This is a genomic window from Dyella humicola, from assembly GCF_026283945.1.
GTDB classification, from domain to species: Bacteria; Pseudomonadota; Gammaproteobacteria; order Xanthomonadales; family Rhodanobacteraceae; genus Dyella; species Dyella humicola.
This window is the reverse complement of record NZ_JAPDPC010000003.1, coordinates 356,995-375,106: the sequence shown is the minus strand read 5'-3', so window position 1 is coordinate 375,106 and position 18,112 is coordinate 356,995. Positions and strand designations below refer to the sequence as shown.

Annotated in this window: 15 protein-coding genes; 6 read left to right on the top strand and 9 right to left on the bottom strand. The window is 63.8% G+C overall.

Features of this window, described 5'->3' with window-relative positions; translation table 11 throughout:
• Nucleotides 1-51: 51 nt before the first annotated feature.
• Entirely contained in the window at nt 52-1,038 is a 987-nt protein-coding gene (locus OUZ30_RS18235; RefSeq protein ID WP_266183859.1) for a mitochondrial fission ELM1 family protein, read from the top strand.
• A 23-nt stretch (nt 1,039-1,061) separates the two neighbouring features.
• On the opposite strand, the gene glnE is transcribed toward OUZ30_RS18235, so the two are convergent.
• The gene (gene glnE / locus OUZ30_RS18230) at nt 1,062-3,902 is read right to left on the bottom strand and encodes a bifunctional [glutamate--ammonia ligase]-adenylyl-L-tyrosine phosphorylase/[glutamate--ammonia-ligase] adenylyltransferase (RefSeq protein ID WP_266183858.1); all 2,841 of its coding nucleotides are present in this window, start codon (nt 3,900-3,902) and stop codon (nt 1,062-1,064) included.
• A 232-nt stretch (nt 3,903-4,134) separates the two neighbouring features.
• Here glnE and OUZ30_RS18225 point away from each other — a divergent pair, with 232 nt between their 5' ends.
• Both OUZ30_RS18225 and OUZ30_RS18220 read left to right on the top strand, forming a co-directional pair.
• Nucleotides 4,135-6,030 carry an LTA synthase family protein gene (locus tag OUZ30_RS18225; protein WP_266183857.1) on the top strand — a complete coding sequence of 632 codons (1,896 nt, stop codon included), beginning with the start codon at nt 4,135-4,137 and terminating at the stop codon, nt 6,028-6,030.
• Nucleotides 6,031-6,261: 231 nt separating this feature from the next.
• Nucleotides 6,262-6,537: a hypothetical protein gene (locus OUZ30_RS18220; RefSeq protein WP_266183856.1), complete on the top strand. Its 276-nt coding sequence runs from the start codon at nt 6,262-6,264 to the stop codon at nt 6,535-6,537.
• An 86-nt stretch (nt 6,538-6,623) separates the two neighbouring features.
• On the opposite strand, the gene OUZ30_RS18215 is transcribed toward OUZ30_RS18220, so the two are convergent.
• From OUZ30_RS18215 to groES, 6 genes are all read right to left on the bottom strand, one after another.
• Complete coding sequence (locus OUZ30_RS18215; protein WP_266183855.1) at nt 6,624-9,011, bottom strand: TonB-dependent siderophore receptor; 2,388 nt, start codon at nt 9,009-9,011, stop codon at nt 6,624-6,626.
• A gap of 191 nt (nt 9,012-9,202) precedes the next feature.
• Nucleotides 9,203-10,195 (bottom strand): FecR family protein, encoded by a 993-nt coding sequence (locus tag OUZ30_RS18210; RefSeq protein WP_266183854.1) that lies wholly within the window; start codon nt 10,193-10,195, stop codon nt 9,203-9,205.
• Nucleotides 10,192-10,749, bottom strand: a complete 558-nt coding sequence (locus OUZ30_RS18205; RefSeq protein ID WP_266183853.1) for an RNA polymerase sigma factor — start codon at nt 10,747-10,749, stop codon at nt 10,192-10,194. The genes OUZ30_RS18210 and OUZ30_RS18205 overlap by 4 nt, the downstream gene beginning before the upstream one ends.
• Nucleotides 10,737-11,840: a VirK/YbjX family protein gene (locus tag OUZ30_RS18200; RefSeq protein ID WP_266183852.1), complete on the bottom strand. Its 1,104-nt coding sequence runs from the start codon at nt 11,838-11,840 to the stop codon at nt 10,737-10,739. The genes OUZ30_RS18205 and OUZ30_RS18200 overlap by 13 nt, the downstream gene beginning before the upstream one ends.
• 179 nt (nt 11,841-12,019) lie before the next feature.
• Nucleotides 12,020-13,666, bottom strand: a complete 1,647-nt coding sequence (gene groL, locus OUZ30_RS18195) for a chaperonin GroEL (RefSeq protein ID WP_266183851.1) — start codon at nt 13,664-13,666, stop codon at nt 12,020-12,022.
• A gap of 96 nt (nt 13,667-13,762) precedes the next feature.
• The gene (gene groES, locus OUZ30_RS18190; protein WP_266183850.1) at nt 13,763-14,056 is read right to left on the bottom strand and encodes a co-chaperone GroES; all 294 of its coding nucleotides are present in this window, start codon (nt 14,054-14,056) and stop codon (nt 13,763-13,765) included.
• 270 nt (nt 14,057-14,326) lie between these two features.
• On the opposite strand from groES, the gene OUZ30_RS18185 reads away from it, so the two are divergent.
• Nucleotides 14,327-14,977 carry a class II aldolase/adducin family protein gene (locus OUZ30_RS18185; protein WP_266183849.1) on the top strand — a complete coding sequence of 217 codons (651 nt, stop codon included), beginning with the start codon at nt 14,327-14,329 and terminating at the stop codon, nt 14,975-14,977.
• Nucleotides 14,977-15,297, top strand: coding sequence for a divalent-cation tolerance protein CutA (cutA, locus tag OUZ30_RS18180; protein ID WP_266183848.1), 321 nt, complete (start codon nt 14,977-14,979; stop codon nt 15,295-15,297). The genes OUZ30_RS18185 and cutA overlap by 1 nt, the downstream gene beginning before the upstream one ends.
• A 71-nt stretch (nt 15,298-15,368) precedes the next feature.
• Here cutA and OUZ30_RS18175 read toward each other — a convergent pair whose 3' ends face one another.
• On the bottom strand, nt 15,369-16,829 hold the full coding sequence (locus OUZ30_RS18175; RefSeq protein WP_266183913.1) for a S41 family peptidase: 1,461 nt from the start codon (nt 16,827-16,829) through the stop codon (nt 15,369-15,371).
• A gap of 130 nt (nt 16,830-16,959) precedes the next feature.
• On the opposite strand from OUZ30_RS18175, the gene OUZ30_RS18170 reads away from it, so the two are divergent.
• The gene (locus OUZ30_RS18170; RefSeq protein WP_266183847.1) at nt 16,960-17,508 is read left to right on the top strand and encodes a MarR family winged helix-turn-helix transcriptional regulator; all 549 of its coding nucleotides are present in this window, start codon (nt 16,960-16,962) and stop codon (nt 17,506-17,508) included.
• A gap of 96 nt (nt 17,509-17,604) precedes the next feature.
• On the opposite strand, the gene OUZ30_RS18165 is transcribed toward OUZ30_RS18170, so the two are convergent.
• Nucleotides 17,605-18,003, bottom strand: coding sequence for an FxLYD domain-containing protein (locus OUZ30_RS18165; protein ID WP_266183846.1), 399 nt, complete (start codon nt 18,001-18,003; stop codon nt 17,605-17,607).
• Nucleotides 18,004-18,112: the final 109 nt, after the last annotated feature.

The window sequence follows — 18,112 nt, the reverse complement described above, 5'->3', positions numbered from 1 at the left end:
AATGGAACGTACTGTGCCGTTTCGAGAAACAATGCCCCGGACGTCGCCCGCATGCTGAAGCTGGATGGTGTCTGCTGGGTGATCACCGACGCCGCGGCCGGAAACCAGCGACAGGCCCTGGCGCTGGCGCAAACGCTCGACCTGCCCATCCAGCACCTGCAGCTCGAACCTCGCGCGCCATGGTCCTGGCTGGCACCCCGGCTGGGCCTAGGTGCGAGTTTCGCCCTCTCTGAGACCCAACGGCGGCAGTTCGCACCACCCTGGCCCACCATCGCCATCGGCTGCGGGCGTACGTCGGCGCTGTATACGCGCCTGCTGCGGCCCATGAGCCATGGTCGCTGTTACACGGTGCAGATTCTTGACCCGCGCGTGGAGCCTTCGCACTGGGACACCGTCGTGGCCCCGCAACACGACGAACTGGAAGGGCCCAATGTGTTGCGTCCGCTGGGATCGCTCAATCCCATCGATGATGCCTGGCTTGAGGACGCGCGCGAGGCCAACCCCGCGTTCGTCGATCTGCCACGCCCCCGAGTCGGCGTTCTGCTTGGCGGGCCGCGCAAGGGCATCGCCCTGGATGCTGCTTACATCGAGGAACTGGCTGCGAAATTGCTGGAGCGCCAGCGCGCCGAAGGCGGCAGCTTGCTGGTGCTGGCGTCACGGCGCACGCCGCCTGCGCACGTCGACGTGATGCGCAAGCGCCTCGCCAGCGTGCCCGGACTGTTCTGGGCCGGCCCGGACGATGGCAGCAATCCCTATCCGAGCGTGCTCGGCTGGGCAGACCGCCTCGTGGTCACGCCCGACTCGGTCAACATGCTTTCCGAAGCCTGCGCGGTTGGCTGCCCCGTGCTTACCCTGGTCACCGCCTCGCTGCCGGCGAAGCTCGAACGCTTCCATCGCGCACTGCGCGACGCCGGACGCCTGCATTCGCTCGACGCCGTAGCCGCACCGCCACCACACCCCCTACGCGAAACCAAAGCCATCGCCGCCACGCTGCGCAAACGCATCGCGGCACGTCAGCTGCAACCATCAACCAGCTGACGCGAAGCGCAGCGCTGGCGCCTTCAGAACCTGAACCCCAGTTCCAACGTGACGGCGCTTGCGCCGCTGCACAATCGATCCAGTTCGGCATCACGCGGCGCAATGCGCGAACGCAAATCGAGTGTGCAGGCAAGTGCGCGATGCAGCAGTTCGGCATGGGCTTCGGCGAACATCCCGGCCTGGCGGCCGTCAAGCAAGCCTGCCTGGCGGCACGCTTCGATCAGGCCTGCATTGGCCGTGATCCTGAGTAGAGCCGGATGTTCGGCCGCATGCGCCAACACCAGTCCCTGCAGCGCGAACTCGATATCGAGCAGACCACCCAGGCCTTGCTTGAGATCAAGTTGCAGGGCATCGGAACGATCGCGCTCCGCCCGCCAGCGTTGGCGCATGCTGCTCACTTCCTGCAACACCGCGGCACGATCGCGCGGCGCGGCGAGCACGTCGCGCCGCACGGCCGCCAGCTCGGCATGGAGCACAGCATCTCCGGCCACGGGCCGCGCCCGCAGCAGGGCCTGATGCTCCCATGTCCAGGCGCGACTCTTCTGGTACCCGGTAAACGACTCCAGGCTGCTTACCAGCAAACCCTTGGAGCCGTCCGGACGAAGGCGCGTGTCCACTTCATACAGACGCCCCGCGCGGGTGAGCACGGTGAGCCAGTTCATCACTCTTTGCGCCAACCGCTGGTACCAGCGCGAACCCTCCAGGGGTCGCGCGCCATCGCTCATCAGGTGCGCACGCTTGCCGTCGTAGACGAACACCAGATCGAGATCGGAGGCGAAGCCGAGTTCCTCGCCCCCCAGGCTTCCGTAGCCGAGTACGGCGAAAGCCGTTCCCGCGCCCGCCAGGCGGCCGTGTTGCGCGACCAGCTCACGTTCGGCCAGCGCGGTCACCGCCAACACGATGGATTCTGCCAGCACCGCCAGGCGCCGTGCCGTGGCCACGGCATCGGCGCGGCCGTCATTGAAGGCCAGGCCGAGGCGAAACGCGACACTGGCCTTGAATTCGTTGAGACGTTCAAGTTCCGCTTCGGCCTCGCGCTCATCCAGGGTGGCGAGCACGCGGGTGATTTCGGCGCTGATGTCCGCGCGCTTGAGCGGCAGCTGATCGATGCGCGGGTCGAGCACGTCGTCCAGCAACAGCGGCTGGGCAATCACGCGCTCGGCGAGAAAAGCGCTCTCGGCGAACAAACGGGCGAGCCGCAGACGCGCCGCGGGTTGCTCCTCCAGCAATGCCAGGTAGGAAGAACGACGTGCCACCGCCTGCACCAGGCGGCACAAGCGCAGCAGACACGGTGCCGGCGCGGCGCTGTCGCGCGCGACAGCCAGCAACTGCGGCATGAGGCGATCGAGTTGCTCGCGCGAACGCTGTGACATGGCGCGCACCGATGCCGCTTGCGACAGCTTGTGCACGGCCTCGGCCACCTCGGCGCCGGGCACAAAACCCGAGGCCTCCATCGCAGCCGCGTCGAGCGTCTCCGCACAGGCCTGCTGCCACAGCGCCACATCCGCCACCGGCGCGTTGGCCTTGCGACCGCCCTGGGGCATCAGCACTTCGGCGAATTCTTCGCTGACATGGGCGCGATGCTGGGCCAGCTGCAGCTCCAGCTCTTCCCAGCAGGCATGCCCGAGTCCCAGCGCGATGCGCTCACGGCTCAACGCATCCTCGGGAATATCGTGCGTTTGCGCATCACGCAACATCTGTACGCGATTTTCTACCCGACGCAGGAAGATGTACGCCTCGCGCAATGCTCTCGCGCGGGCCATGCTGATATGTCCGCGCGCCTCACAAGCTGCGAGTGCGGGCAGCAGGCCTCGCACCCGCAGGCTGGGCTCGCGTCCGCCGCGAATCAGCTGTACCAGCTGCACCACGAACTCGATTTCACGGATTCCGCCCGGCCCCAGCTTGAGATTGTCCGCGAGATCCTTGCGCGCCACCTCGGCGTCGATCAGCGCTTTCATCTCGCGCAAACCAGCGAACGCGGTGTAGTCGAGATACTTGCGATAGACGAACGGCCGCAACAGCTCCTGCAACTGCTTGCCGCCATGGCGATCGCCCGCCACCGGGCGCGCCTTGATCCAGGCATAGCGCTCCCAGTCACGCCCTTCGCTCTGGTAGTACTGCTCCATGGCCGAGAATGGCAGCGCCAGCCGTCCCGCGTTGCCGAAGGGTCGCAAGCGCAAATCCACGCGGGCACAGATGCCATCCATGGTGGGTTCGTTGAGCAGGCGCACAAGCTGGCGCGCCAGCCGCACGAAATACTCGCTATTGTCGAGCGAGCGCGCGCCGTCGCTTTGCCCGCTATGCGGATAGGCCAACACCAGGTCGATATCGGACGAAAAGTTCAGCTCACTGCCGCCGAGCTTGCCGAAGCCGACGACGACCATTCGCTGCAGCACACCATCGTGACTTCGGCTATGGCCATAGCGCGCCGCCATGGCGCGTTCCGACCAGCTGAGCGAGGCACCCAGCAGGGCCTCGTAGAGCACGCTGGTGGCGGACAGCGTCTCGGGTAGTTCGTCCAATCCGTTGATGTCGCGAAACACCAGCCGCAACGCTTCCGCATGGCGAAAGCGACGCAGCTCCATCAGGCAGGTGGCCTCATCGTCGGTCAGCTTCAGCGCGTCGATACGCGCACTGGCATCACTGCTTGAGCGCAGTCGCTCCAGACCTTGCGGCGCCAGCAATTGCGGCTGGCGGAACCAGGTATCGAAGGCAAAATCGCTGGCCAGCAGGGTCCGCCGGATGCGCTCGGCGACACCGGCGTCATCGTGCAATGGCACGCCCATGGTGCGGCAGCGGGCAGCCAGTTCAGCGTAGCGATCATCAATCAGCGCTCGTAGCGCGGGAGATTCCAGGGCAGGCATCGGCGCATTGTGCCGTAGTAGCGCGCTGGCTGCCGACAACCCAGCAAGAGCGCCGCCCGCGCCAAGCGGTACAGACCGTGACCGGACAGCCCTACATCGGTGTGCGTACGTGGCTTCTAGCGCGCTGATCCCAACGCAACCAGCCTGCCCCTGCGCTCCATGATTCGTTCATATCCAAGTCGTTACATTCCGATGTCCGAGCCATGACAGCCATCAGCAGGACGCCGTGACCATGTCAGCGACTCCGCCCGCGCCATGTGCGCGCTCCCTCTGTTTTCGCCTGGCCGTGCCGGTCCTGCTGGCCTTGGTCTTCACGCTGCTGACCGGTCTCCTGGACGGCGGCGTCGGGGTAAGTCCTGCGCAAGCGCTGAAACAGCCCACTTTCCTGCTCGCCAACGCACTACCCGGCCTGCTGCTGGCGGTGTTGTTGCTGGTGCTTAGCCGACGCGCGCTGCTGTCGTTCGGCCTCGCCTTCCTGTTGCAGATGGTGGTGTACGGCATCAACCGCTTGAAGGTGATCCATCTGAGCACGCCGCTGATGCCGGCCGACTTCCACATGGTCGGCCAGTTGCGCCGTGGCGGGCTGCCATTGCTGGGCAGCTATCTGCCGGCCAGTCCCTGGCCCTATCTGAGTGCGGTCGGCGCGGTCATCGTGATGCTGATCGCTTGGCGCATGGAGCCGCCGCTATTCGCGCGCCGCACACGCGGCAAGCGGCTGCTGTCGGGCCTGAGCTTGCTTGCCTTGCTGACCACGTTGTTCGCCGGCATGCCGGGCTGGCAGAAGGTCTATGGGGGCGGCCACCTGTGGCTTGAACCGTGGTCCGCTTCGGCGACCGCCGAGCATTCCGGCCTGGTCAGCTCATTGCTGATGTTTCACCTGCACCAGGGCCATGCCCGCAAGCAACCGGATGCGACAGCCGCTCGGCGGCTGATCCAAGGTTCCGATGTCGCCTTGCGCGCACGACTGATGCCAGCTTCGCGGAATCAGGGTGAAACGCCGGATATCGTCGTCGTACAAAGCGAATCGTTCTTCGATCCTTCCATCATGAGGGGTTATGAGAACACCGACCTCATACCCAACCTGCGGCGACTTGCCGCTCAGGGGGAGAGCGGCCCCCTGCACGTTCCCACCTTTGGTGGCGGCACCATTCGCACCGAGTTCGAAGTACTGACGGGGCTCTCACTGCGCTACTTCGGCGACCTGCAATTTCCCTATCTGCAGATGAACAACAAGGTCGTGCCGAGTATGGTGCGCACGCTGCGTGCTCACGGCTACGAAACGCTCGCGTTGCATGGCAATGATCCGGGCTTCTGGAACCGCCATACGGCGTTCCGCGCCATCGGCTTCGACCGTTTCGTGTCGCGCGAGGCCTTCCCCGCCGATGCCGCCATGGATGGCCAGTACATGGCCGACAGCGCCATGACCGACGCCATCATGGTCCAGCTCAAGGACGCCGGGCCACCGCAGTTCCTGTTCGCCATCAGCATCGAGGCGCACGGGCCTTACGACACCACGCCCGCGGACGTCGCCGCTCGCGACGCCGTTCCCGTACCGGATAGCGTCACCGGCACCAACAAGCGGGAGCTGCAGAACTACCTGTATCACCTACAGCATGCCGACCGGGAGCTGGGCCGACTGGCTGACCTGCTCGCCGAACGCGAACGCCCCACCCTGCTGTTGTTCTATGGCGATCACCTGCCCGCTCTTACGGACATGTACCACGACACCGGCTTTGCCGATGGTCAGGACATGCTGAGCCAGGCCAGCATGTGGTTGCTCGTCAACCCGCGCAACCCGAATCCGGCGATGCACCAGGCGCTGGCGGCGTGGATGCTGCCGGGGCGACTGCTGGACCAGGCGGGCATCCGCGACGATGCCTACTTCGCGCTTACCCAGGTCATCACCCCGCCCTTGGCGGCGCTAACGCAAGCCCCAGGCGCGCCGCCAGCGGATGAGAAGAGTGCCAGGAAGGCGGCCGACGAGGACATGGCGAACGTCGCCTTGCTGCGCTTCATGGGCAAACTGGGCCCGTTGCTGCCAAAGGCCGAGCTACAAACGGCAGATGTCGTCGACATCGAGTCTGGCATGCCGAGCGAGATAATCGACGTCGCAGGTGCGCAGCAGTAATAGGAGCAGGGGTTTGGACGTCCATACAGTTGAGCCTGGTGGCCGTTCTTCGAGCTTTTCAAGTAGTCCACGGCACATGACTGATGCGACGCAAGGCGAAAATTCATCGAACTGTCTGCTTGCTTAAGGCGCCTAGTTTCGTTCAGGTTCGGTAAGGCGAGTAGCGTCTAGCGTTGATCCCAGCCCCGAAGCAACGTCTTCGACGGCACATCCCCATTGGAGGTTTACCTCATGCGTAAGACCATGCTTGCCGCCCTGCTCGTCACCGCTGCTTCCGTCCTGACCGTGCCGGCTTTTGCCCAGACCACCGCCGCCGCGACCAAGACCGAAGCCAGCACGACCGCCGGCGCGACAGCGCAGGACACTGCCAAGACGGCCGATCAGACCGCCACCAAGGCAGCGGACACGGCCACCCACAAAGCTACGAAGCACACCAGCCACAAGGCCAAGGCAGCGGCCGGCGACGCCACCAAGACGGAGGCAGGCGCCAAGACCAGCGGCGAATAATCGTCTCCGCCTGGTTAGCCAAGAGCCCCGGGAGGCAACTCCCGGGGCTCTTCTCATGGCCCGCGGAACATCACTGCAGCGCCATCCTAGAAGTCGTAGCTGCCCGTCAGCAGAAACGTTCGCCCGGTGCGTACCGGCACAAAGGTTTCGTCGAAATCATCCGCATAAAGCCGCCGCGCCAGCAGATTCTTCAGCCCCATCGTCATGCGCCAGCGATCGGCGCGATACGACACGTTGGTGCCCACTTCGGCCTGACCGGGTATGGAGAACAGGGTGTCGCCATCCAGACTCTGACCTAACGAATGACTGCGGGCGAGCACGCCGCCGGCAACACCCCAGCCGTGCAAGACCGCTCCCTGAAACCAGTAGCTGGCCCACAGGTTGAAGCGCTGGCGCGGCGCCCCCGTCGCCGCCGTACCATCGTGATTGCTGATCTGCGCAAACGTGTAGCTGCTGCTGATATCGAGCCCTCGTGTAACCTGCCCGGCAAATTCCAGCTCCGCACCCCGATTGGTCTGGCCGGGTCCCAGCTCGGCGAAATTCGGCGGCTGCGGTGATAGCAGCACGTAGCTGTGGTCGAGCATGATGCGATACAGCGACAGGGTGAGTCTTGCCTTCTCCTCGAACAGATTGAACTTGGCACCTGCCTCCAGTTGGCGCGACAGCGCGGGCACCAGCGGGCGGCCGTTTTCGCCGAGGAAGGAAACCGGCTGGAAGCCGCTGGCCACGCTGCCGTAGAACGCGACATCGGGCGTGAGCTTGTAAACCAGCCCGGCATTAGGCACCCACTTGGCGCGGCGCGGATTCCAGGGATTGCCAGCCGTGTCGACGGTTGCGACCTCGTAAGCCGCACGACGCAAGGCGGCGAGCACCTTCCAATGCTCGCCGAGCGCGAGCTGGTCCTGCAGAAACAGGCCGCTGTCGATCGACCACGGCGTACCGCCGAGCGGGAGGTTGTCGGCCGGCTGGATCACCGACGCCACCGAGGGCAGCGGAGCGCTGGTGAACAGGTTGAACTGTGCGCCGTCGTACGCATGCAGAAAATCGTCACTGTGCCCAAGGCGCGAACGTGAGTAGTCGAAACCGACCGTCACCGTGTGCGTCGCCTGCCCCGTGCCGAACACGCCTACGAGATCGTTCTGCAGCGAGTAGTAGGCATCGCTGTAGCGATAAGCCTCGGCAATCGCGTCGGCGTTTCCATTCGCTGCAGGGTTGTACAGCGTCCAGCTCTGCTGGTCGTTTCGCTGCTGCACGTACTGGCCACGGCTGCGCCACGCCCAGGTGTCGCCCAGTTGCTGGTCGAGCAGGTAATAGAGCCGGTCCGATTGGTAGCTGGCGTAGTCACTCGGGCTGCCCGTCAGCAGGCCGAAGGGCGAGGCCGACGATAGGCTGCCGTTCAACAGCACCACGTGATCGGGAATCGGCAGGCGATGGTCGATGCGCTGCACGCCGACGACCAGCTGGGTGGTGTGGCCGCGCCAGCCGATCGACGGCGCGATATACGCATTGCGCCGATGACCATAACCCTGCGGCGAGCGATCGGCATACTCGCCGGACAACACGAGCCGATACGTCAGTCCCGGGGTGCTGCCGAGCGGGCCTGCCAGATCCAGTCCGGCCTGCGCCTCGCCCTGCTCGCCCAGCGAATAGCTGATCTGATGCACGGGTTCGCTTTGCGGCTGTTTGGTCGTGATGTTGACCAAGCCGCCGAAACTGCCGCCCGTGGTATCGCCCAGGATCGACTGCGGCCCCTTCAGCACTTCCACCCGCTGCACACCGATCAACGGTGGATAGTCGCCTGATCCGGCGATGCTGTTGGGCATGCCGTCGGTCAGCCCGTTGCCGGTATAGAAGCCGCGAATCTGGAACAGCGGCAAACCATCCGAGCCGTCGATGTACTGCACGCCGGCGATGTTGCGCACGGCATCGGCCACGGTAAGGACCTGCTGCGAATCGATCAGGTCGCGGGTGACCACGCTGATCGATTGCGGTACGTCGATGAGGTACGCATCGCTGCGTGTCGCCATGCTGCTGAGCTCGGCCACGAAACCCACATCGCGATCGACCATCGCATCGGTGCGTACGGGCGCAAGCTCCTTTACCTGGGCACGATCAGCGAGTTGTGCTGACGATGCGACGGCAGGTGGCCTCACCACCACCGTGCCGGCATCGGTGAACTCATAGTTCAGGCCGGTGCCCTGCAACAGCCGCGGCAATGCGGCTTCGACTGAAAAGCTGCCGCTCAATCCAGGCGAACGAATACCGGCGATGGTGCCGCCAGCGGTGAGCACCTGCACATTGGCCTGCTTGCCGAACGCGATCAGCGCGGCGGCCAGCGATTGCGCGGGAATGGCAAAATCCACGCGCGCGTCGGCGGGCGTCGCACGCGCTACCGCCAACACGGCACGGGGCGCGAGCATCGTCATCGCCATGGCGACGCTGCTGTAGAAAAGCAGCTGCGCACGCACCGTCATGGTCTCCGCTTCTCCCTAAGCGAAAACACGCAGTGTGACATGCGTCCGGGATTTTTTGGCAGCGTATCGACGCTATGAACGATTACTGTCGTTGACCTTGCGATGCAAAAGGTCAACGTCGTCAATGCATCTCACGAAGCCGGCCATCGTCGCGCAGATGCAATCGATAGCAGCGTGCTCACGCTGTCGCCCTAGCGGCGGCTGGTGGATCCGACGTCAGACAGAATCGTCTGCCCAGCCGCGTCGCGCACCTTCACAGGTAGCACCTGCGGCAGCGCATGCAGCCAATCGTCAATGGCATCCGTCTTCACCGTTCCGGTGAAGGTCAGCGAGTCAAGATGCGCATCCTCGATACGCACGGGCCGCATACGGTAGCGGTTGATGTTGGCGACCACGACAGCCAGCGATTCGTTGTCGAATTCCAATCGATCGCTTTGCCAGGCCGTGGCGCGTGCCAGGTCGGTGCTCGACACACTCAAGGCGGCGCGGCCCGGATCGTACGACACCCTTTGCCCTGCCACGGCCTCCAGGCCGTCGCCCGTGCGATCGGCGCGATTGAAGATGCGTACGCGCCCTTCGGTCACCGAAATCGTCACTTGATCACCGGTGCGCCGCACATCGAACGCCGTGCCGACGTCGTGAATCGCCAGCTTGCCGGCATTCACCACAAACGGCCGCTCAGCGTTGTGCACGACCTGGAAGAACGCCTCGCCTTGCGCCAGCTCCACCTGGCGATGATCCCGGTTGAACTGCGCGGTGAGCCTGGTCGCGCCACCCAGGGTCACGGTCGTGCCATCGACCAGGGTGATATCGCGCCTGGCGGCTACCTCGCTGCTGTAGACCCGTGGCGCCAATTCAGTGCCGCGAAGGCTCCACGCGATATAGCCGCACATCAGCGCCACGCCCACCACCGCCGCTGCAGCCGCCATCGGCAACCAGCGTCGGCGTACAACCTCGACCGGCGAGAATTCGGCGACCAGTTGCGCACGCGTGACCTCGCCGAGCGCACTGAGTCGCTCGGCCAGTTCCGTGATCCGTTCGAAGGCGCGCAGATGGCTGGCATCGGCCGAGGTCCACACCAACCACTGTTCGATGGTCTGCTCGGCGGCAGCGGGATCGCGCAGACGCACCCACCAATCCGCGGCGGCGTGCATGGTCTGCTCGTTGAAAGTATCGGCCATCATGGCATCTCCAGTTCGTCCACCTGCGCCCGGCAATGCGCCAGGGCGTTGGCAACGTGATAGCGCACCATGCGCTCGCTGATTTTCATGGCTCGCGCGATAACGCCAATGTCGCTTCCGTCGATGACGTGCATGACGAACGCGCGGCTGGTCTTGGCAGGCAGCTCGCGCAACGCCTTATGCAGGCCGTGCAACTGCTCGGTGGCCGAGGCGTGGCGTTCGGGAATCGGCGCGAGATGCACATCCTCGCTCGGTGGCTCGATCGCATGGTCGTTACGTACCTTGCGCATGCGCAGGCGATCTACCGCCAGGTTCGATGCCGTTCGGAACAAGTAAGCGCGCAGCGAATCCACCTGTTCGGGGTGTTCGAGCGTGAACATGCGGATATACGCCTCCTGCGCGACTTCCTGCGCATCGGCGAGCGAATTGAGGCGGCATTGCAGGAACGCGACCAGGGCACGGTTGTGATCACGAAACAGCGCCGAAATCTGCGCTGCATGGGCAGGCACCGCAGCACTTTCGCCACGGATTGCTTCCGTTTTGACTAGCTTGTCCACGCGGCTTCCCGAAGTACGCCTGGAACGGACGATTTGGATTCTAACGTGACGGTGGCAGCGGGCGCGTCGCCCATGGCATCAGCCAACATCTGCTCGGCCTGGCGGCGCAGTTCAGCGCGGCGACGGTAAAGGGCTCGGTGTTTGCTGGGCACCTCGGACTCGATCCGGTGAGGCAAAGTCGAAGGCATCAGGAACCAACCCCCACGCGCCTGCACCCCACCCTGCTCCTGCCAAAACGCATCGTAGTCGGCGTGAAACTGGCGGCGGCCGCGCAATGGATGGCCGGCATTGCCAACCGCCATGATGCGGCGGACGCCGCATCGCGAGGCAAACGCATAGGCCAGTGTCAGCACGAGTTGCTTGGGACGCATGCCATGCATATGGCGGGTCAGCTCACGCACCCGTTCACGGGCGTGCTCGCCATCTGGACCCTGGAGGCAACCGATCGCAAGGGTCGGCTCGTCGTCTATGATGGTGATGACCAGACGATAGAACGGGCGGCCATCCATCTCGCTGAGCTCGATGCACAACTCGCCCTCGCAACCCATGAAGACGGGCGGCCGCAGATGCAGCGCCAGCTGGCTGCCGTCCTTCAACGTCAATTGGCCCAGCGTGGCTCGCCCGCGCACATAGATATCGTCAAACAAGGCCGTCGGCAACCGATGCAACATGTGGCGGTAATGGCATTGCAGACTGCGCAGGCGGGCCGCACGATGCCAATGTCGGTTGATGAAGCGATGCAGATGGCGCTCCAGCAAGCGCGGATCACATTTCACGCAGGCCCGCATGAGTGGATGCGCTTGGGCGAAGGCCAGGAAGCGCTGATGCTCGCGCGGCAGTGACGAGGCACGCACCAGGTACTTCGCAGCCATCATGGTGCGCTGGAACGCGTTGCCCACCCAGTCGCTGCGATCACGCAGCGAACCCAGCCACAACGCGAGATTGACGAGGCCATCCCTGGCTTCCGGCTCCTTCAACGGCACCGTCACTCGCGGGCGCGACGCACCCGCGACCACCCGCAGCTCTCGCTCCAGCGCTTGCTGCGCCGCCAAGGCACAACCGCTGGCCGCGAAAACCAGGTCCGCATCCAAGATGTCATTCCCTGACAGAAGATTCCGTTGGTCCATGGCGCGCGATCCGCGTAGTGGCTGTGACCTCTCTACGACGTGCGGGGCGCCGAAAACGGAAATGGATGGACAAAAAAATTCGCCATAAAAGAAAACCCCGCACAAGGCGGGGTTTTCTCAACGTGCAGGCTTGAGGGCCGGACTTAGAAGTCCATGCCGCCCATGCCGCCCATGCCACCGCCCGGCGCGCCGTGCGAATGACCTTCGTCCTTCTTCGGCACTTCGGTCACGGCCGCTTCGGTCGTGATGATGGAACCTGCCACCGAGGCCGCGAACTGCAGGGCCGAACGCGTGACCTTGGTCGGGTCCAGGATGCCGAAGGCGATCATGTCGCCGAACTCGCCGGTGGCCGCGTTGTAACCGAAGTTACCGTTGCCTTCCTTCACCTTGTTGAGGATGACGGACGGCTCGTCGCCAGCGTTGGCCACGATGGCGCGCAGCGGGGCTTCCAGCGCACGACGGGTGATGGCAATGCCCAGGTCCTGATCGGCGTTGTGGCCCTTGAGGCCTTCGAGGGCCTTCAGCGAACGGATCAGCGCCACGCCGCCGCCCGGAACCACGCCTTCTTCCACGGCAGCGCGGGTAGCGTGCAGGGCGTCTTCGACGCGAGCCTTCTTTTCCTTCATCTCGACTTCGGTCGCGGCGCCCACCTTGATGACGGCCACGCCGCCAGCCAGTTTGGCCACACGCTCCTGGAGCTTCTCGCGGTCGTAGTCCGACGAGGTCTCTTCGATCTGCGCCTTGATCTGGCCGATGCGCGACTGGATGCGCTCAGCTTCGCCGGCGCCGTCGATGATCGTGGTGTTTTCCTTGGTGATCACGACGCGCTTGGCACGGCCCAGATCCGTGATCGTGGCCTTCTCGAGAGCCAGGCCCACTTCCTCGGAGATCACCACGCCATTGGTGAGGATGGCGATGTCTTCCAGGATGGCCTTGCGACGGTCGCCGAAGCCCGGCGCCTTCACGGCGGCAACCTTGACGATGCCACGGATGGTGTTGACGACGAGGGTCGCCAGGGCTTCGCCCTCGACTTCCTCGGCCACGATCAGCAGCGGCTTGCCAGCCTTGGCGACCGCTTCCAGCACCGGCAGCAGCTCACGGACGTTGGAGACCTTCTTGTCGTGGATGAGGATGAACGGGTCGTCCAGCTCAACCTGCTGCGACTGCTGGTTGTTGATGAAGTACGGCGACAGGTAGCCGCGGTCGAACTGCATGCCTTCGACGACGTCGAGCTCGTTCTCGAGACCCGAGCCTTCCTCAACCGTGATCACGCCTTCCTTGCCGACCTTCTTCATCGCGGTAGCGATGATGTCGCCGATGTTGGTGTCGGAGTTGGCCGAGATGGTGCCGACCTGGGCAATCGCCTTGTCGTCAGCGGTCGGGTTGGAGAGCTTCTTCAGCTCGCCCACGGCGGCGGACACGGCCTGGTCGATACCGCGCTTGAGGTCCATCGGGTTCATGCCGGCGGCCACAGCCTTGAGGCCTTCCTGGATGAACGCCTGGGCCAGCACGGTTGCCGTGGTGGTGCCGTCGCCGGCCACGTCGGAGGTCTTGGAAGCGGCTTCCTTGACGATCTGGGCGCCGATGTTCTCGTACTTGTCGGCCAGTTCGATTTCCTTGGCCACGGACACGCCGTCCTTGGTCACGGTCGGGGCGCCGTAGCTCTTCTCGATCACCACGTTGCGGCCCTTCGGGCCCAGGGTGACCTTGACCGCATTGGCCAGGGTATTGACACCCTTGAGCATGCGTGCGCGTACGTCTTCGCCGAAGCGGACTTCTTTAGCTGCCATAAGATTTTTGCCTCAAAATTTTTGAATAGGAATGGGAACGCTGGCGACGGGACTGCTACAAAGCGCGGCTATCGCGCTAACACCCCGTCGAACAGATCAGCCTTCGATAACCGCAACGATGTCGTCTTCCTTCAGGAAGACCAGCTCTTCGCCGTCGATCTTGATTTCCTGGCCGGCGTACTTGCCGAACAGCACCACGTCGCCTTCCTTCAGCGACATCGGGCGCACGTTGCCGTCGTCCAGGATGCGGCCGGTACCGGCAGCGATGACCTTGCCGCGGGTCGGCTTTTCGGTGGCGCTGTCAGGAATGACGATGCCGCCAGCGGAGACGCGCTCTTCTTCGAGACGCTTGACGATGACGCGATCGTGCAGCGGACGCAGTTTGCTCATGGGTGGGCTCCAGCTTGGTTGGATGGGTTGAACAGAATTTGGACCCCGGAGCGACGCCTGTGCTGGCGCTTGTTAGCACTCCCCGGAGGTGAGTGCTAATTCTAACGACGCAAAGCCCCCATGCAAGAGGCGCCGGTCCGGTGGCTGCATCTCCCAATGGGGGGGCCGGGCAGGCCTTTCAAGGGCTGACCTGCCTGCGGGGGCCATCGACAAGGCATCCGGGAGCGACGACGATGGTGGTCTCAAGCACCCTCCAGGCCATCGACCGCTGTGAGCGACGAGCTGACGCTACGCAAGGACATCGTCGCCCAAGGGGCGAAACTGGCCGCATCCGGCCTGAGCCAGGGCACCTCGGGCAACCTCAGCATCCGCTGTGGAACCGGCTTCCTGATTACCCCGAGCGGCACCCCCTACGAGGAGATCACTCCGGCCGGGGTCGTCCAGGTCGACATGGCGGGCCACTGGGACCCGCCGCTACGGCCATCGAGCGAATGGCGCTTCCACCGCGACATCTATGCCGCGCGCCCCGACGTCCAGGCCGTAGTTCACGTGCACCCGCCCTACAGCACCGCGCTGGCCATGTGTCGTATGGATATTCCGGCGGCCCACTACATGATCGCGGTGGGTGGCGGGGACTCGATCCGCTGCGCGGACTACCACACCTACGGCACCCAAGCTCTCTCCGACGCGGTAGTTCAGGCACTGGAAGGCCGCCTGGCCTGCCTGATGGCCAACCACGGCATGATTGCCACTGGCGGCACCCTGGCACAGGCGATGTGGCGGGCCATCGAGGTCGAAACCCTGGCCAGGCAATACGCCCTGGCGCTGCAGCTCGGCAAGCCGGTGATGCTGACGGACAACGAGGTCACCCAGGTCCTCGAAAAATTCGCCAACTACGGCCTGATGGCGGCGAAGCCCTGATGTCCGACCCCGTCCTGCTCTGCTACTGCACCTGCCCCGACGCCGCCAGCGCGCAAACCCTGGCCGATGCCCTGGTGGGCGAAAGCCTGGCCGCCTGCGTGAGCGGCCTGCCCGCCATCAGCTCCACCTATCGCTGGCACGGCAAGGTGATCACCGACAGCGAGGTATTGCTGCTGATCAAGACCACCGAAAGCCGCTTTGCCGCCCTCAAGGAGCGGGTGTTGGCCCTGCATCCGTATGAAGTGCCGGAACTGATCGCCGTGCCGGTAACGCAAGGTCACGCCGCTTATCTGGATTGGGTACGCACGAGCGTGAGCTGACCAGAACGTCCTGCGCCATCGCCGGTCGGCTCAGTGAAGGTCGCTGGTGCGGTCGCGCCGCACGTGCAAGGTCATCCTCCCTGCCGGCTCCCTCGTGCGATCGCTGCAGCCTGCTGCAGAACTTCATCGGCCGGTGTCTGGATGACCGGCATGCGGATGGGCAGGTCCGGCGTCACGCCCTTGGCGCTGAGATCGCCGTTGGGCCGAACTATTCTTGCCTTGGGATAGCCAACGGACAGCCCGGTATAGGGCAGCTTGAACTGCTCCATGGCACCGTAGGTAGTCGCCATATCGGAGGTGGCTTCGCCCAGCACGACGCCAAACTGGTAGTCCTGCACGAGCGCGGCGACGGACACGGCGTTCGAATAGGAATGCCCGTCGACCAGCACGAACACCTTTCCGGCGAAGCGCCGGCCTTCACGAGGATAGGCAAGTGGAATATCGAAGTCGACGACATCACCCACCTTGGATCGCGCATAGATCTCCGCAAACTTGCGCGAGATGGGGCCTGCCGCCTCCGCGTCGTTCGCAATCCGATCCGCATTGGCGGCGGTGGATTCCTCACTGACCCTTATTTTGAACTGCGAGGCGAATCGAAATGGGCGGGTCGCGAACCAGGACACCATGACGTCGCTGAAAAGATTGTCTCCGCCGGGATTGCCACGCAAATCGATAATGACACTATCCGTACGAGCATCCAGGAAACTCTCGAACGACTGATCGATGAACCGCTGGAATGCCGAAACATCCCAACTCTCGGCCTCGGTCTTCGCCTCCACGTTATAGAACGGTCCTGGCCGGAGATAAGCCACGTGGTCGTCAAGCATCTTCGCCATACGAAGCGGTGTTTCGAGATCCAGGGACGGTGGCTGCTGTGCGCGAGACGCTTCCATCTGCGTACTGGTACGCGCCGGTACGCGCACGCTTTGCGGTTTCGATCCGTCACGCTTAATCACCACGTCAAACCCATCGACGGGGCCGAGCTCGATCCATAAGTAAATCGCGAAGTCGTACTCCATCAGGGAGTCCGCCATATAACTTGTCTCGGCCGAGACATGTTGCTCCGTACGCTTCAGCCATTGCTGGACGCTCTGCCCGTCAATACTAGTAATTTCGTCTCCTGGCTTGATCGCGTCCACACCACTGAGGTTCGCGCCAACATAGACGCGCCCTTCCACGATGCGAATCTCGAGCGGGAACCCCTTGCCGCCACCCGCGCGGAACTTCCGCCAATCGGATGCCGGCGAGTCGATACGGGTATGGCCCATATGTACGTCGGCGGCAAAAAGTTCGAACTGGGTTTTCGCCTGAAGCAGGGTCAAAGGCTGATTCAATTGCGCGTACAGCTGCCTGTGGCGCTGATCCAGCGCCCGCTTGGACGTAAATGCGTACAGGTCGACGTGAGCAGAGTGAAGCCCGCGGACCATGTGCTCGAAATCAGCGCGAAGCTGTGCGGGCGTGTATAGCCGATCCTTGTCGGCGGCATGATCGCCTGCCTGATTGGCCTCTTGGGCCGAAACCCCGCCCGCCACGGTCAACAAGCCTACGAGAAGCGCTTCCAGCCATCCCCTTCGCATATCGGCCTGCCTTTTCATCGTCGTTAGGCAGACATATTATGTAGGCACCTACATATGTTCAACGGCAACCAGCGAGATTCCACCCATGACTGATGCCACATCCAGGTTCGGGCCAGCAGCTATCGGCGCACGGCTGCGGCGACTCTCGGAAGTCATTGACGAGGATGCGGGGAGAATCTACGTCGAACTCGGCATCGACTTTCAGCAACGCTGGGTGGGGATTCTGGAACAACTGGCCCTGCACGGTTCGTTATCCGTCAGCGAATTGGCAAGCTATCTCGGCATTCGTCATTCATCAGTGAGCCAAACGCGTCGCTCGCTCGAGGAGTCCGGCCTGGTGCGCTCAGACGTTGACCCGGTCGATGCCCGTAGTCGCCGGCTCCGCCTATCACCGCTTGGCAAGAAACTAGTTCGTCGCCTCGAGCCGCTCTGGGAAGCGCTCAACGCGATCTCCATTGAACTTAATGCCGAAGCCGGCAATGTCGTCGAGGCCCTTGATCGGCTGGATCGCGCCCTGCAGAAAGCAACCATTTACGAGCGCATGCGACAGAAACTTTCTTCCGAACCCGGCGTGGGCACGTCGAAAAAAACAGCTCGTCAACAAGGGCCCAAGAGGCCACGGGCACTCGTTTGAGATGAGCTCGTTTTGGATCGAACGCGGACGATTCCCATCGTCTGGGCGGCCATACCACTTTTCGACCAAAAGCGACGAGCGGCCCCCGCACGGATGCTACTCAGTCTCGACGCGCAACAGGTGGGCCCGGCTTACATTTCCACGCGCACGGGCGTGGAATTTCCATGTCTGTCCGGGTTCCAGGTCGTGCACCTCGTCAACTGCGCGCCCAATGGCACGCCCTTTCGCATCGAACAGCCGGAAGCTGACCCGGGTGGCGTGGATCCGCGCCCGGCTCACGTTGGTCAACGTTCCCACCACCTTGTTGCGACCAGGTGTTACGTCGCGTTCCACGCGATACGAGCCGACCTGCACGGCGTGCCTCAAGGGCTTGCTCGCAGCCGCGGCCGTGGCACTGGTCGCCAAGCCGATGCTGAGCAGCACCAGCGCGACCCGACCGAGACTCTTCCAGCGCCGTGAGCGCCGCGCATTTGATTCCAACGTCTTACCTTCCACCAAACCTCCAGATACCGGTGCGCTTCGCTGCGCCCGTAGTTCAAGTCGGGGCACGAGGTGCCGCCGTGCAAATTCTCGCGTGCGAGGTGTGCGGATGGAAACCTCCGCC

Excerpts from the sequence above, each read along its gene's own strand:
- OUZ30_RS18235 (WP_266183859.1), top strand. The coding sequence starts at position 52 with ATGCTGAAGCTGGATGGTGTCTGCTGGGTGATCACCGACGCCGCGGCC.
- glnE (WP_266183858.1), bottom strand. The coding sequence starts at position 3,902 with ATGCCTGCCCTGGAATCTCCCGCGCTACGAGCGCTGATTGATGATCGC.
- OUZ30_RS18225 (WP_266183857.1), top strand. The coding sequence starts at position 4,135 with ATGTCAGCGACTCCGCCCGCGCCATGTGCGCGCTCCCTCTGTTTTCGC.
- OUZ30_RS18220 (WP_266183856.1), top strand. The coding sequence starts at position 6,262 with ATGCGTAAGACCATGCTTGCCGCCCTGCTCGTCACCGCTGCTTCCGTC.
- OUZ30_RS18215 (WP_266183855.1), bottom strand. The coding sequence starts at position 9,011 with ATGACGGTGCGTGCGCAGCTGCTTTTCTACAGCAGCGTCGCCATGGCG.
- OUZ30_RS18210 (WP_266183854.1), bottom strand. The coding sequence starts at position 10,195 with ATGATGGCCGATACTTTCAACGAGCAGACCATGCACGCCGCCGCGGAT.
- groL (WP_266183851.1), bottom strand. The coding sequence starts at position 13,666 with ATGGCAGCTAAAGAAGTCCGCTTCGGCGAAGACGTACGCGCACGCATG.
- groES (WP_266183850.1), bottom strand. The coding sequence starts at position 14,056 with ATGAGCAAACTGCGTCCGCTGCACGATCGCGTCATCGTCAAGCGTCTC.
- cutA (WP_266183848.1), top strand. The coding sequence starts at position 14,977 with ATGTCCGACCCCGTCCTGCTCTGCTACTGCACCTGCCCCGACGCCGCC.
- OUZ30_RS18170 (WP_266183847.1), top strand. The coding sequence starts at position 16,960 with ATGACTGATGCCACATCCAGGTTCGGGCCAGCAGCTATCGGCGCACGG.